At 39.9% G+C, this 14313-nt stretch carries 13 protein-coding genes; 9 read left to right on the forward strand and 4 right to left on the reverse strand.

All coding sequences use genetic code 11. The features are described from left to right. Nucleotides 1-26 precede the first annotated feature (26 nt). Nucleotides 27-692, forward strand: coding sequence for an ABC transporter ATP-binding protein (locus tag LU635_RS12750; protein ID WP_240099834.1), 666 nt, complete (start codon nucleotides 27-29; stop codon nucleotides 690-692). Between the two features lie 20 nt (nucleotides 693-712). Here LU635_RS12750 and LU635_RS12755 read toward each other — a convergent pair whose 3' ends face one another. Together LU635_RS12755 and LU635_RS12760 are read right to left on the reverse strand one after the other, a co-directional pair. After that, nucleotides 713-3085, reverse strand: a complete 2373-nt coding sequence (locus tag LU635_RS12755) for a spermidine synthase family protein (protein ID WP_240099836.1) — start codon at nucleotides 3083-3085, stop codon at nucleotides 713-715. Next, nucleotides 3085-3780: a protein-L-isoaspartate(D-aspartate) O-methyltransferase gene (locus LU635_RS12760; protein WP_240099838.1), complete on the reverse strand. Its 696-nt coding sequence runs from the start codon at nucleotides 3778-3780 to the stop codon at nucleotides 3085-3087. The genes LU635_RS12755 and LU635_RS12760 overlap by 1 nt, the downstream gene beginning before the upstream one ends. Before the next feature lie 162 nt (nucleotides 3781-3942). Here LU635_RS12760 and LU635_RS12765 point away from each other — a divergent pair, with 162 nt between their 5' ends. The 7 genes from LU635_RS12765 (at nucleotide 3943) to LU635_RS12795 (ending at nucleotide 11464) form a co-directional block, all read left to right on the forward strand. Beyond that, the gene (locus LU635_RS12765) at nucleotides 3943-4713 is read left to right on the forward strand and encodes a TIGR02757 family protein (RefSeq protein WP_240100246.1); all 771 of its coding nucleotides are present in this window, start codon (nucleotides 3943-3945) and stop codon (nucleotides 4711-4713) included. Between the two features lie 48 nt (nucleotides 4714-4761). Beyond that, nucleotides 4762-5994 (forward strand): sensor histidine kinase, encoded by a 1233-nt coding sequence (locus LU635_RS12770; protein ID WP_240099840.1) that lies wholly within the window; start codon nucleotides 4762-4764, stop codon nucleotides 5992-5994. Nucleotides 5995-6057: 63 nt separating this feature from the next. After that, nucleotides 6058-7260: a sensor histidine kinase gene (locus LU635_RS12775; protein WP_240099842.1), complete on the forward strand. Its 1203-nt coding sequence runs from the start codon at nucleotides 6058-6060 to the stop codon at nucleotides 7258-7260. Nucleotides 7261-7309: 49 nt separating this feature from the next. Then, nucleotides 7310-9226: a vWA domain-containing protein gene (locus LU635_RS12780; protein WP_240099844.1), complete on the forward strand. Its 1917-nt coding sequence runs from the start codon at nucleotides 7310-7312 to the stop codon at nucleotides 9224-9226. Beyond that, complete coding sequence (locus LU635_RS12785) at nucleotides 9223-10473, forward strand: dihydroorotase (RefSeq protein ID WP_240099846.1); 1251 nt, start codon at nucleotides 9223-9225, stop codon at nucleotides 10471-10473. The genes LU635_RS12780 and LU635_RS12785 overlap by 4 nt, the downstream gene beginning before the upstream one ends. Before the next feature lie 11 nt (nucleotides 10474-10484). Next, nucleotides 10485-10808, forward strand: coding sequence for a magnetosome magnetite crystal formation protein family (locus tag LU635_RS12790; protein ID WP_240099848.1), 324 nt, complete (start codon nucleotides 10485-10487; stop codon nucleotides 10806-10808). Further along, nucleotides 10808-11464, forward strand: coding sequence for an alpha/beta hydrolase (locus tag LU635_RS12795; protein ID WP_240099850.1), 657 nt, complete (start codon nucleotides 10808-10810; stop codon nucleotides 11462-11464). Before LU635_RS12790 ends, LU635_RS12795 begins: the two co-directional genes overlap by 1 nt. On the opposite strand, the gene LU635_RS12800 is transcribed toward LU635_RS12795, so the two are convergent. Continuing rightward, complete coding sequence (locus LU635_RS12800) at nucleotides 11461-11958, reverse strand: hypothetical protein (protein ID WP_240099852.1); 498 nt, start codon at nucleotides 11956-11958, stop codon at nucleotides 11461-11463. The genes LU635_RS12795 and LU635_RS12800 overlap by 4 nt on opposite strands. Before the next feature lies 1 nt (nucleotide 11959). Next, on the reverse strand, nucleotides 11960-12721 hold the full coding sequence (locus tag LU635_RS12805) for an MBL fold metallo-hydrolase (protein WP_240099854.1): 762 nt from the start codon (nucleotides 12719-12721) through the stop codon (nucleotides 11960-11962). A 104-nt stretch (nucleotides 12722-12825) separates the two neighbouring features. Here LU635_RS12805 and LU635_RS12810 point away from each other — a divergent pair, with 104 nt between their 5' ends. Beyond that, the gene (locus LU635_RS12810) at nucleotides 12826-14286 is read left to right on the forward strand and encodes a TonB-dependent receptor (protein WP_240099856.1); all 1461 of its coding nucleotides are present in this window, start codon (nucleotides 12826-12828) and stop codon (nucleotides 14284-14286) included. Nucleotides 14287-14313: the final 27 nt, after the last annotated feature.

A 14313-nucleotide genomic window follows, 5' to 3' on the forward strand; every position in this document is an offset into this window, starting at 1 on the left:
TTTTCGGAGCTCTTATTTTGCGATAAATGATCATTGCCCAGAATATTCATAAATACTACGGAGACCTACATGTTCTAAAGGCTGTGGATCTTCATATAAAAAAGAGTGAAATAGTTTCCATTGTTGGAGCTTCAGGTGCAGGAAAGACCACCTTGCTGCAAATCCTGGGAACTCTGGACCGCCCGTCAAAAGGAGAAGATTCAAAACTTGAAATAAACGGCACCGATATATATGGGCTTTCATCCCGTGAACTCTCACGTTTCAGGAATAAGCATATAGGTTTTATTTTTCAATTTCACCAGTTACTACCAGAGTTTACAGCCTTAGAGAACATTTGTATCCCGGCTTTTATTCAGAATATACCTAGGAAGGATGCTGAAAAGAGAGCTATGGAACTTCTAAGCTTTTTAGGACTTACAAACAGGGCGTCTCACAAGCCCGGGGAATTAAGTGGTGGTGAGCAGCAAAGGATCGCGGTTGCCAGAAGCCTTATTAATAATCCTGCCGTAGTATTTGCCGATGAACCTTCCGGAAATCTTGACAGCGAATCGGCTGAAAACTTACACCAATTGTTCTTCAGGCTGCGTGATGAATTTCAGCAGACTTTCGTTATAGTGACTCATAATGAAGAGCTGGCAGATATGGCCGACCGGAAACTTACAATGGTGGATGGTGAAATCATTCACGATTAAATGAACCTGTTTCAGGATTTTTAAACCCTTCTTTTTATAAAACAACTGGACATTGTAATCAAATAAGCTACTGCCCCCAGAAAGATCAATACTGAAAATCCAGCCTCAATAGCTAAAATAGTGGCCAGAGAAGTACTCAATACCGAAAAACAACCATTTATCCCCCATGCCCATGGCACTTCCTGTTCATTTTTTTCAGAAAGATAACGCAGTCCCAGTGGAAAAGGCATTCCCATAAAAAAAGCGGGCAGGCCGATGAACACCAGAGATAGAAATACTTTTACTCCGAATCCCTGCGCCATTCCCCTTTCCAGGACCCATGGAAGTCCAAAGGTGTAGAGCACTAAAATTCCCACAATAATCAGAAGTATCTTTTGTATTCCGCCAAGACCCATTTGTAAATTTGAAGACAGCCAACTCCCGAGTCCTGACAGTAATAGCATTGCACTGATCACGGCAGCTACCGAATAGACCGGATGTCCAAGAAAGAGAATAAACCTTTGTATGAGTACAATCTCCACGAACATGAATCCTATGCCGATTCCAGCAAAGTAAAGCAGGGTCCAGCTTTTATTTTTCATCCTCCTTTTTAGCAGGAATAAAGGCAGAATGATAAGGATTATAGCCAGCAAAAATGACTGAACAAAGGTCACCCCTACTATTAGGTATCCCAGTTCAAAAAAGGAAGCCGACTGATCTCCAAAAAGCTCCTGCAAACGCGAAAAATTCTTCCATTTCAGAAATTGTGAAAAATATGGCCGGTCATCGGTTGCCGGTCTCAGGTTGAAATCATAGGTTCTGTATAAGCTTTTCCTATCTCCTGACAATAGCTGATCTGTAAGTCTAAAAAGGCTTTCATCCTCCAGGCTGTTATATTTACTTCTTTCTGCTGAAGAAATTCCAGGAAGAATTAAAGGATCAAAGGAAAGTCGGTCACAAAAATCCCTCACAGCCTGAATCTCGGAATCTGAAAATGGATTTTTTTTCAATAAATAAGTTATAGTATTCCAGCTTCGCACCGCGACCAGATGTTCAGCCGGATCGTTAATTCCTTTTTTATCCAGAGTTTCTGCAAAGCTCGCAGTAATCTTCAGAGGATTTCTGTAAGGATAATCCATCCATACTTTGAGGATAAGCATTCCATCTTTTTCGAGCCGATCAAAGATCATTGAGAAGCTATCGGTTGTAAAGAGATATTCCTCCTGAATGGCCTGTAAACCTGCAGTACCGCCAAAGGTTCCTATATCGGGGAGACTTATAAGTTGATATTGCTGCCGGGATTCAGCAAGAAAGGAACGGGCGTCCTGCTGATATAGCTGAACGTTCTCTCCAAACCGGACTGTTTCCGTGGAAAAGTCTGAAATTAATGGATGAGGCTCCACGTTATCAATTTGTGAAACTCCATGCCGACTGTAATATTGAGTTCTTATTCCCGTCCCGGCATTCAGCACCAGGATATTCTGAGGTTGAAAAATTTCCAGGGCCAGTGCCGAAGTAGTATGGTCCAGGATCTCACTGTCTTCGGTTGAATTAAGAACTGCACCGGCCCATTCTCCGTTATTGAAAATGGCATCGGTCACAGGTATATCACCGGTATATGACAAACTAAGACCGGGAGCATAGCGAAGTACTGGTGAAGAAACATACTGTAACCATCCATAGGGACTATTTTCAGAGGTCTCTATTTTTGTATCAGGCAGATCCAGGGTCCGGCTAAGGCTTTTATATTGGGAGACCTCAAGCCTTAAAGGAGAATGCAGGACAAGAAACAACATGGTAATGACAGAAAGAGAAGTTGCTCCTATCCACCAATGTCTTTTTTTTGATGGAAGTATAAAACCCGAAGACAAGATTGCCAATACACCAGTAATAAAAGGTATCTGACCAGGCGAAGCCGTCCAGAAAAGAAATATTGCCACCAGACCTCCCAATCCTGATCCTGCCAGGTTACTAAAATATAATTGCCCTATCCTGCCAGTATATTTAATAAATATCATTCCTATGGCGAGGGCACAAAAAAAGAAAGGAACAAAAAAAAGCAATTCAAACAGCAATAATCGCCAAACCTCCTTTTGCTCAACGAACAGTAAATAGGTATCAAAACTTGCAAAAGGTTGTCCTGACATCCATATGCTTAAAGGCATAAAAATACCTGAAAGAGCCATAAATAAGGGAAGGAGAGTTTCTATTTTCCTGATAAGGGTTTTCCGGAATACCGCCAGAAAAGTGCCGGCTCCTCCAAATCCGAGTAAAGCGATAGCAATCACCATATAGGCAAAATGATACCATTGTACGATAGAAAGATATTGCATCAGGCTTAACTGATATGCAATCATGGAAACCGAAAGAAGCCCAATTGAAAAAAGCAGCCGGATAAAAAACGAAGATCCCATCAGTTACGTGTAAAGGGAACAAAACGCACTGGAAGGAGGTTTTTGGTCTTCCATTTCCCGTCCTTCTTTTTCTCCACAAGCATAAGATGCTGAGTAGTGAAAGGAGCACCTACGGGAATTACCATTTTACCGCCTTCTTTCAACTGTTCTATGAGAGGAGGCGGAATGAATTCGGAAGCTGCAGTAACTACAATGGCATCAAAGGGAGCATGCTCTTCCCAGCCATAAAAGCCATCGGCCACTTTTGTATATATGTTGTCATAACCAAGTTTATTAAGCTTCTCTTCAGCACTCTTACCCAAAGACTCAATGATTTCTATAGTATAGACCTCATCTACTGCCTCTGCAAGCACCGCAGCCTGGTATCCCGAACCGGTACCAATTTCCAGAACTTTCATCCCGGGACCCGGCCGGATAATTTCAGTCATATAAGCTACCATATATGGCTGGGAAATGGTTTGGCCGTGGCCAATGGGAAGTGGGCGGTCCTGATAAGCATTCTTCACCTGTTCTTTTGGAACCAGCCTGTGTCGTTCTACCTTTCGCATGGCACTGAGTGTTGCCTTATTGGTTATACCGCGAGCTTCGATCTGTCGATCTACCATTTGCTGGCGATCACGCTCATATTTATCCTGACCAGAAGCGAAAAAAAAGAAATACAGAAAAAACCAAAGTATGTAGAAACTGATTTTCATTTCACCTCACTTAACTCATTATCAATTAAATATACATAAAATGAGCATGATAAACAGGTTTCATACACTTCGAATTTCATTAGAGAAAGACCGGAAGTTAAAAAGCATCCTGTTTTGGAAATCATATATTTACAATCTCAAAAATTTAAGATATATATGACAATCTCGCAGGCAGAGCTAAAGGAATTCTTAGATGAGAAAGTTGCAGAATATAATACCCCACACTTCATCGAATCTGACCCTGTTCAGATCCCTCATTTATTTCAGAAAAAAGAAGATATAGAGATCTCCGGGTTTCTTACAGCCACCATCGCCTGGGGAAACAGGAAAAGTATCCTTAAAAATGCTGAAAAACTGGTGAAGATGATGGATATGAGTCCATATGATTTCGTTCTTCATCATGAACAGAGCGACCTTGAGGCCCTGAACGGATTTGTTCACAGGACCTTTAACTCGACAGACCTAAGGTTTTTTATCAAATCTTTGAGGAATATTTATACACAACATGCAGGCCTGGAGAGGATATTCGAAAAACACTCCGCACATGACACCTTACAGCCAGCCATTCATGAATTTAAATCTGTTTTCTTTGAACTCCCGCATGAGAAAAGAACTGAAAAGCATGTGAGCGATCCTTTAAAAAACTCGGCTGCCAAACGCATAAATATGTTCCTTAGATGGATGGTAAGAAGGGATCAAGCCGGAGTTGATTTTGGAATATGGGAAAGTCTTTCTCCTGCCCTTCTCTCCTGCCCCCTCGATGTACATTCAGGAAATGTGGCAAGAAAATTAGGATTACTAAAGCGTAAACAAAATGATGCCAAAGCCCTGGCTGAACTGGATGACAATCTTAGAGCTATGGACAGTGAAGACCCGGTGAAATATGACTATGCTCTTTTTGGACTTGGGGTCTTTGAAAAAGGCCTGTTCTAGTTTTGTTATTCTAGTTTATTTTAGTTTTCTTTAACAATTAATAAAATCATGTCTTTATCAATGATAAGTCCCACAATACCTGCTAACGAGGAAAAGAGACTCGAATCTATACGAAAACTTGATATCATTGATACTTTTGCAGAAGAATCTTATGACAGTATCACTAAACTTGCCAGTGAGATCTGCCAGACACCTATTGCGCTTATTACAATTCTAGGTTCAGAAAAGAACTGGTTCAAATCCAAACTTGGAACCAGCATCCCGGAATTAGAAAGAGAATTTTCTTTTTGCGGTCATGCCATCCTCAACCCAAACGAATTATTTGAAGTACCCAATACCCTGGAAGATGTGCGTTTTAAAGATAACCCCCTGGTATTGCCCCTGGAAAGCGGAGTTAGGTTTTATGCCGGAGTGCCGATTTTAGATGAAGAAGGCCTACCCCTGGGAACACTTTGTGTACTGGATTCTAAAGAACATCATTTAACGGAAAATCAGAAATCTTCGCTTAAAAGTCTGGCCAAGCAGGTTGAGCTTCTTTTTGAATACAGAAGAAAGAACCAGGCGCTGGAAAAAATGAAGAATGACCTGGATGAAAACAACCGTATCTTGCGGGAGTTTGCCAGTACGGTATCTCATGATCTCAAAATGCCACTCGCAAATATGATCATCACCGCTGATATTCTGAAGGCTAAATATTCTGATAAATTGGATGATGATGGGGTGAATTACCTGAATTATCTGAAACATTCCGGACTAACTTTAAGCGAATATATAAACGGGCTTTTAGACTATTATTCAAGCAGTAGCCTTCATGAAGACACTCACCAGGAATTCTTTCTGAATGACCTGCTGGAAGACATTATAGATTTACTTCAGATAGATCAGAACTGTGAGATCAACCTTCCGGACAATAACCTTAAAATATTTGGAAACAGTGCAGCATTAGGCCAGATTTTCATGAACCTAATCAGCAATAGTATCAAATATAACAATAGCGAAAAGATCATAATTGAATTGGACTGCACCGAAAACCGGGAATTTTACAATTTCAGTATTCGCGATAACGGAATAGGCATTCCTAAAGAAAAGCAAAACAATATATTTGAGCTTTTTACAACTGCAGCCGATAGAGACAGGCATGGTAAAAAAGGTCATGGGATAGGCCTTTCCACGGTAAAAAAGCTTATTGGAAGTCTTGGAGGAAATATTACCATAACCTCCGAAGAAGATAAAGGAACTCATTTTGAGTTCAATATAAAACGCTCGCGCAAGGTAGATTAGGATTTTTTTATTAGTTTTTTGTTGAATTTTAAATAACTTGTACTCAACATTCTATTTGGGGAGATGCCACATAAATTAGTTCCATTCAATGAAAAGCTAAGATTAGCTGCCTTGAAGGAGTATAATATCTTGAATTCCGGGCCGGATGAAGATTATGACAATCTCACATTCCTGGCAGCGGCCGTATGCGAAGTTCCTGTCGCACAGATAAGTATTATTGATAAAAATCGCATCTGGACCAAATCTATTTACGGGGCGAATGTTTCAGAGCTTGAACGGGTCAACTCCATTTGTGACCAGGTGATACATCAGGAAGAACCTTTCATTAGCCTCAATAAATCTGACAATCCAGAAATATTCTTAAAAACCAAGGAGAGCTACGGCCTCAACTTTGAATTCTATGCCGGGATACCACTGCACAATCCGCAGGGGCATGCGATCGCCACATTCTGCGTATTCGATACCAAGGAAAGACATCTTAATCCACAACAAATTAAGGCATTAAAAGCGCTCGCCAGGCAGACGATGAATCTGTTCGAGTTCAGGAAACAAAAGAATAAGCTTTACGAGGTTCAGAAACAGTTGAAACAAAAATATAAAGAACTGGAGCGCTTCGCAAGTCTGGTATCTCATGACCTAAAGTCCCCTCTCGCCAATATCATTTCATTAAGCGAGCTTTTAAAAGATGAAAATAAAGGAAAGTTTGACGAAGAAACAGAGCAATACCTTGAGTTCCTTGTAGAATCATCTTATTCTCTCAGGAATTATATTGATGGAATTCTAAGCTTCTATCGTAGCGATCATGTGCTGCAAAAAGATTATGTGAATGTAGACCTGCATAAGCTTTTAAAAGGAATTGTAGACCTTTATCAGGTTTCTGATGATGTCCAGGTGACCTACCCTGATGATGTGATGCTTCACAACGTAAATAAAGCGGCTCTCACACAAGTCTTTCTGAACCTGATAAGCAATGCCCTTAAATACAACAATAAAGAAGTAAGGAAGGTAGACATTAGATTTTCAAAGGATCAAGAGTACTATTTTTTTGAAGTAAAGGACAACGGTCGGGGAATCCCCAGGGAAAAATTCAGAGAGATCTTTGATCTTTTCACTACTCTCGATACTGCCGACAGAGAAGGAAACACAGGAAGCGGAATTGGTCTGGCAACCGTAAAAAAGTTAATTGAATCTATGGGGGGATCTATCTCCCTGGAATCAGAACCCGGCGAAGGCAGCAACTTTAAGTTCCGAATAAAAAGGATATAGCCGTCAATCGCATTTCATTTTCTATATTTGAGAAACCTTTTTCCCGAATATGCATTTTCAACATCCGGAATTACTCTATGCCCTGTTTCTGCTTATAATTCCGCTGATTGTTCATTTATTCAGGCTTAGAAGATTTCAGAAGGAGGATTTTACCAATGTAAAATTCCTGAAAAAGGTGATCCAGGAAACACGAAAAAGTTCGAGGTTAAAGAAATTCCTGATCCTTATTACAAGACTGCTACTGCTTGCCTGCCTCATCCTTGCTTTTGCCCAGCCATTCCTCCCTGCCAGTGATAAAGCTTTGAGCGATACCAAAACACTCATTTACCTGGACAATTCGTTCAGTATGCAGGCAAGCGACGGACAATCTACTATATTTCAGCGGGTAGTGAACCAACTTCTGGAAAATCTGGATGATGAGAATGATTATGCACTTCTTACCAATAACGGGGAATTTTACAAACGGTCTACACCTGAGTTAAAAGATGAATTACAGAATATTGAATTTACCGATGATAAGACAGATTTCAGGGAGATAAAATTAAAAGCGGAAAATTATTTTAAAGACCATCCTTTCGCAGAAAAGGAATTCATCCTGATCTCCGATTTTCCTCAAACACTGGATTTTCCGGTTGATCTGGAAGGTAAAAAGATCAATTATCACTTTGTGCAGAAAACTCCCGAAGATATTACCAATATCAGTCTGGATTCGGCATATGTAAGTGATACAAACCCGGAAAACCTGTCTTTAAACATCAGGTTAAGCACAAATAATCCTGAAGGCCAGCCAGTAGTTGTTTCAGTACTGGATGGTGAAAAACTCCTTGGCAGAAATAGCGTTCAGTTTGAAGAGGATAATAAGGCAGAAATAAGTTTCAGACTACAGAACCGGTCTATTCCGAATGGGAGAATAGAGATCGATGATTCCGGTCTCAGGTATGATAATAAGATCTTTTTCAACATCCCGGACAGACGGGCAGCGAAGGTGGTTATTATTTCAAATGGGGAAGATGAATTCCTTCAAAGGATCTATACAGAACCTGAATTTGAGATCTTCCTTTTTGGACCATCACAGATAGATTTTAACCAGCTTAATTCTGCAAATCTCATCGTGTTGAATGAAATTGACCAGTTGCCATCTTCACTGATCAATAATCTCGCAAATGCTCAATCCAACGGAGCATCACTTTTAATCATTCCTTCTGAACAGACTAGCTATGAGCAGCTACTTAACAGACTGGGATTTCCTGCGTTTTCTCAAAAGGTAGCTTCTGAACGCTTAATCACAAGTATAGAATATGACCATCCTCTCTTAGAAGGTGTATTTGAAGATCGTACGGAAAACTTTGAATATCCCAAGGTTCTCAATTCCTATAACCTGGCCGTTCCAGATGCAATTTTGAGATATGAAGATAATCAGCCCTTCCTTACCGAATCCAATTCTGCCTATCTCTTTACGGCCCCACTGAACATTGATAACTCCAATTTCAAGAATTCGCCGCTTATAGTGCCTGTTTTTTATCAGATAGGACTGCAAGCCTTAAAAAAGAATCAGCTCTATTATCAAACCGACAGGGAAAACAAAATAGATATTGCCGCAGAACTAGGAAAGGATCAGGTACTTCACTTAAAAAAGCCGGATACAGACCTGATCCCACAACAACAGAATTATAGTACCCGGGTAGAAATAAATACCGGAAATCTACCCCTGGAAGCCGGTAATTATGAGGTGTCTAATGGCAATTCAGGCCTTGGGAACCTAAGTTTCAATTATGATCGCAAAGAAAGCAATCTTAATTACCTGGATATTTCAGATAATAGGGATCTCCATACCTATAATTCGGTAGAAGAATATTTTTCTGAAGCAAATGCAGCATCACAAATCAATGCACTTTGGAAATGGTTTGTTATTTTTGCTTTGTTCTTTTTAGCTATAGAAATGCTACTCATAAAATTCCTCAAATGAAGCTACTTTTAAAATCAGTTACTATTCTGGATGAACAATCTGCTCATCATAATAAAAAACTAGATATTTTCATCGAGCAAGGCCTAATAAAGAAGATCGGGAAAAGTCTCAAGGAAAAGGCAAACAAGGAAATAAAAGTTAAAAACCTTCATGTATCCAGGGGATGGTTTGACAGTAGCGTAAGTTTTGGAGAACCGGGATATGAAGACCGGGAAACTATAGCTAATGGTCTGGATACCGCCGGGAAATCTGGTTTCTCATCAGTGGCTCTTAATCCGTATACCAATCCGGTCCTTGATCATAGTGCAAGTATAGCATCGGTAAAGGCAAAGGCGGCTACACATCCGGTAAGCATTTTTCCGATTGGTGCTCTCACTATAAAAAGTGAAGGTGTTGATCTGGCGGAATTACTCGATATGAAAATGGCAGGAGCAGTTAGTTTTGGTGATTACAAACTACCACAGCGCAATCCTAACCTTTTAAAGATCGCGCTGCAATATGCCCAGAATTTTGATGCTCTCATTCAAAGTTTTCCGCAGGAAAACAGGATATCCACTAACGGAATGGTGAATGAACATGTGAACAGTACCTATCTTGGACTGAAAGGAATCCCAAACCTGGCAGAAGAACTACAGGTAACCAGAGACCTTTACCTGCTGGAATATACCGGAGGGAAGCTTCATATCCCCACGATTTCCACAAAAAAATCTGTACAGCTTATAAAAGAGGCTAAGAAAAAAGGGCTGGATGTAAGCTGTAGTGTTGCTGTACACAACCTGTTGCTGAATGATGAAGAATTAAAGGAATTCGACACCAATTCGAAAGTCTTACCACCCCTGCGGACCAGCGAAGATTCCCGGACCCTTATCAAAGGACTGAAAGACGGAACCATAGATATGGTTACCAGTGATCATAATCCGATTGATGTGGAACACAAAAAAGTAGAGTTTGATAATGCCCTTTATGGAAGTATAGGATTAGAATCAGCTTTTGGAGCACTGTGTAGGATTTTTGAGACCAACGAAGCCGTTAAGTATCTCACTAAAGGAAAAGAACGTTTTGGAATAGACAGGTATGCTATAAGGGAAGGTGAGCCCACAGACCTGAGCTTATTCATTCCTGGCGATAATTTCACCTTTTCTGCCGAGGATATATTTTCCACTTCAAAGAACAGTATCTTTCTGAATAAGGAATTAAAAGGAAAAGCCTTCGGGGTGATCACCCAAAAAGGTTTTATTAGTAAATAATATATAAAATCATGAATCCTTCAGGTCAGGCAAAAACAACCGCAATAGTCTCCTATATTACGATTATAGGAACTATCATAGCTTATTTTATGAATCTGGATCCCAAAGATCCTTTTGCCAGCTTTCACATACGGCAGGCATTTGGAATTCATATTACTTTTTATTTGATTGGTGCATTAATGGGGCTTTTTGATGAAGGCTTTATCGTAGGTGCTTTCTATGTTTTTTTCATAGTTTTATGGGGCTACGGGCTGGTAATGGCAATCAAAGGAGAAATGAGAGAGGTTCCTATCATTGGGCCCCTTTTTCAAAAATGGTTTAGTACAATTTCATAATGAACAACAATTTTTCGCTTCAGCATTTAATAAGAAAACCAAAAAAAGAATCTGACAAAGCCCCGGTGTTAATTATGCTACACGGTTATGGAAGCGATGAGAACGATTTGTTCTCATTTGCTGAAGAACTTCCGGAGGAACTATTCATCATTTCGGCGAAAGCTCCTTATTCCATGCCACCTTACGGAAATGCATGGTATGCTATTCACTGGGATAACAATGACGGAAAGTTTAGTGATGATGCCCAGGCTATAACATCACGAGATACTATCAGGGATTTTATAGATGAGATCATTGAGAACTACCCGGTAGACGCAGATAATATTAACCTGCTTGGTTTTAGCCAGGGTAGCATATTGAGTTATGCAGTGGCACTCTCCTATCCTGAAAAAGTAAGAAATGTAGTCGCTTTAAGCGGTTATGTAAATGAGGGGATTCTTAAGAATGGATATGAATCTAATGATTTTTCCCAGCTTAAATTCTATTGTTCCCACGGTTCAGCAGATCAGGTGATCCCGGTAGAATGGGCCAGGAAAACCAAACCATTTTTGGATAATTTAGGAATCGAGAATTCATATTCTGAATTTCCGGTAGGTCACGGAGTTGCTCCCCAGAACTTTTTTGAATTCAAGGAGTGGTTACAGAAACGTATCTAGTATCTTGGATAAAGAAATGATTTTTCCGGAAAGAATTTTAACTCTCCATTTTCCCCGACCTCGTAGGTAAGAAAAACTTCTCCCCAATAGGTCCCATCGGTAAAATCGGCTATGATCCACTTGTGATTAAGAACTTTAATCCTATTGATGTTCATGTTTCCTTCCATCCCCGCATGTGGCACCAGCGGATTATCCTTTCCGGCCTGATTCTTACTAATAATGGCATCCTCTATTTTTAGAATAAGGTCTTTGGAATCAATTCCTTTGTTCTCGAAATAGGTAATAGCATCTTCATTATTCTCAAAACCGAAATAATCTTCATTTTCTGAAGTTTCTGAAAAATTTTCCAGCTCATTCCGGGTTTCGCTGAGCTCCTTTTGAAGCCGGTCTATATCTGCCTGTTTAGAATCTAGAATTCTCTTATCGTTAACATATATAAAAATTGTGAACAAAGCAGAGAATATAAACAGGTACATCAGGATCTTATTACGCATTCTAAACAGTAATTTTTAAATTATCGTAAGCAAGGTGGACATTTGGAGGTAGCTCCTTCTCCACTTCATTATGAAAACCCAGCATATGGCTAATATGAGTAAGGTAGGCTCTTTCCGGTTTTACCCTCTCAATGAATTCCAGGGCCTCTTCAAGATTGAAATGAGAATGATGAGGCTTTACGCGAAGGGCGCTCACAACAAGTACTTTAAGGTCGCTCAGCTTCTCCACCTCTTCATTTTCTATAGTTTTGAGATCGGTGAGATAGGCAAAATCTTCCACCTTGAAGCCAAAGACCTGCAGGCGGTTATGCATGAATTCAACCGGTGTCACGGTTAGGCCGTGAAAATTGAAAGGCTTATTCTCAATAATATTTTCCTTTACTCCTGGAGCGCCGGGATATTTATTCTCTGTAGTAAAAATATAATCGAATCTTTTTCGAAGAGCTTTTAAGACACGTTCATGTGCAAAGACGGGTATATCGCCCTGCCTGAAAAAGAAAGGCCTTATATCATCCAGTCCGGCGGTATGATCGTTATGCTCATGCGTATAAAAAATAGCGTCAAGGCGTTTCACATCATTAGCCAGCATTTGCTGCCTGAAATCGGGCCCGCAATCAATAAGTATATTATAATCGTTCCAGGTGATTAGCACAGAAACTCGGAGGCGTTTATCTTTTGGATTATCACTTAGACATACCGGATGGTCACTTCCGATAATCGGGATTCCCTGTGATGTTCCTGTTCCTAGAAATGTTACTTGCAAACGGTGTTATTTTTAACACAAAAGTAAATATATTTTTTTGTATGGCTAGTGCTTTTAGTACTTTTGAAGTACACAAAGAACATTGTTTATTTAAAAGAAAAAATATGCCAATTACTATAATGGGCGACAAGGAATTTGAAAATGTTCCTTCTATTAATAGCAAAGCCCTTCGCATCAATTTAAATGAAAATATCTACGGGACGTTTTCAGAAATTGGTGCAGGTCAGGAAACAGTAAGAAACTTTTTCCGGGCCGGCGGTGCTTCCGGAACTATTGCGAAAGCAATGAGCGCCTATGACAAGGATTTTAGTGATGCCATCTATGGAGTAGAAAACGATCGGCGCTATGTTACGGAAGCAAGATTGAAAAAGATGCTTGCTCACGAAACTAACCTTATTGAACAACGTATATCCAGGGAAAAACATCCAAATAAATTATTTTTCACCTATGCCAACACTGTGGCAACTATAGATTTCGCCAAGAAATACAAAGGTCATGGATGGGTAGGAATAAGATATCAGGTAGAACCGGGAGAAGATTATAATGAGATCTTACTTCACGTTCGTTTTCATGAGAATGATGCAAGACACCAGCAGAACACGCTGGGTATCCTTGGAGTTAACCTTATTTACGGTGCTTATTACAAGTATGATAATCCTAAGAAATTACTAAGATATCTTTACGATCATATCGATAAAGACCAGATAGAGATCGACACTATCAATTTTTCAGGACCAAGGTTTGAAAAAGTTGATAACCGATTAATGAGTCTGCAGCTTGTTAAAAATGGAATGACCGAGGCAGTGATGTTCGGCCCGGATGGCAATAATGTCCTGCCGGCAAAGATCCTTTATAAAAAGAATATTCTGGCCCTTCGTGGAAGCTTTAGACCGGTTACCAAGGTGAATATGGATATGTATGAGCGTTCTAAAGAGCTTTTCTTTAAAGAGAGTAAGGTTTCCAGGGAAAATACAGAGATCATATTTGAGATCACGCTGTCTAACCTAAGAGCTGAAGGTGAAATTGATGAAAGAGATTTTATGGACCGGGCAGAACTGCTTTGTTCCTTAGGCCAGACTGTAATGATCTCCAATTTCCAGGAGTATTACAGGGTGGTGGAATACTTCTCACGTTACTCAAAACAAAGAATGGGTCTTACCATGGGAGTTCAGAACCTGGTGGACGTATTTGATGAAAAATATTATCGCCATTTAAGTGGTGGAATTCTGGAGGCATTTGGTAAACTCTTCTTCAAAGACCTTAAAGTATATCTTTATCCGCTGAAAGATCCGGAGACCGGAGAGATCACTACCAGTGAAAACCTTAAGGTTCATCCACGAATGAAGGAATTGTATAAATTCTTTAAATACAATGGCCGTGTTGAAGATATCACCAATTACAATCCTGATATCATGGATATTTATTCACGAGAAGTCCTTACTATGATAAGTGAAGGTAAGGAAGGATGGGAAGAAATGCTTCCTGAAAAAACAACAAAAATGATCAAGGAACAAAACCTTTTCCATTATAAGGAGAATAAAAAAAAGGCAGAGACTGAAGTCTAGAAATTAGAAATAGAAGAATAAAAAAAG

This window comes from Christiangramia crocea (assembly GCF_022410465.1).
Taxonomy (GTDB): domain Bacteria; phylum Bacteroidota; class Bacteroidia; order Flavobacteriales; family Flavobacteriaceae; genus Christiangramia; species Christiangramia crocea.

What these genes read in the sequence shown, in the direction of transcription:
- LU635_RS12785 (WP_240099846.1), top strand. Translation starts at nt 9,223, where the DNA reads ATGAAGCTACTTTTAAAATCAGTTACTATTCTGGATGAACAATCTGCT.
- LU635_RS12810 (WP_240099856.1), top strand. Translation starts at nt 12,826, where the DNA reads ATGCCAATTACTATAATGGGCGACAAGGAATTTGAAAATGTTCCTTCT.
- LU635_RS12750 (WP_240099834.1), top strand. Translation starts at nt 27, where the DNA reads ATGATCATTGCCCAGAATATTCATAAATACTACGGAGACCTACATGTT.
- LU635_RS12760 (WP_240099838.1), bottom strand. Translation starts at nt 3,780, where the DNA reads ATGAAAATCAGTTTCTACATACTTTGGTTTTTTCTGTATTTCTTTTTT.
- LU635_RS12790 (WP_240099848.1), top strand. Translation starts at nt 10,485, where the DNA reads ATGAATCCTTCAGGTCAGGCAAAAACAACCGCAATAGTCTCCTATATT.
- LU635_RS12795 (WP_240099850.1), top strand. Translation starts at nt 10,808, where the DNA reads ATGAACAACAATTTTTCGCTTCAGCATTTAATAAGAAAACCAAAAAAA.
- LU635_RS12755 (WP_240099836.1), bottom strand. Translation starts at nt 3,085, where the DNA reads ATGGGATCTTCGTTTTTTATCCGGCTGCTTTTTTCAATTGGGCTTCTT.
- LU635_RS12780 (WP_240099844.1), top strand. Translation starts at nt 7,310, where the DNA reads ATGCATTTTCAACATCCGGAATTACTCTATGCCCTGTTTCTGCTTATA.
- LU635_RS12800 (WP_240099852.1), bottom strand. Translation starts at nt 11,958, where the DNA reads ATGCGTAATAAGATCCTGATGTACCTGTTTATATTCTCTGCTTTGTTC.
- LU635_RS12775 (WP_240099842.1), top strand. Translation starts at nt 6,058, where the DNA reads ATGCCACATAAATTAGTTCCATTCAATGAAAAGCTAAGATTAGCTGCC.
- LU635_RS12770 (WP_240099840.1), top strand. Translation starts at nt 4,762, where the DNA reads ATGTCTTTATCAATGATAAGTCCCACAATACCTGCTAACGAGGAAAAG.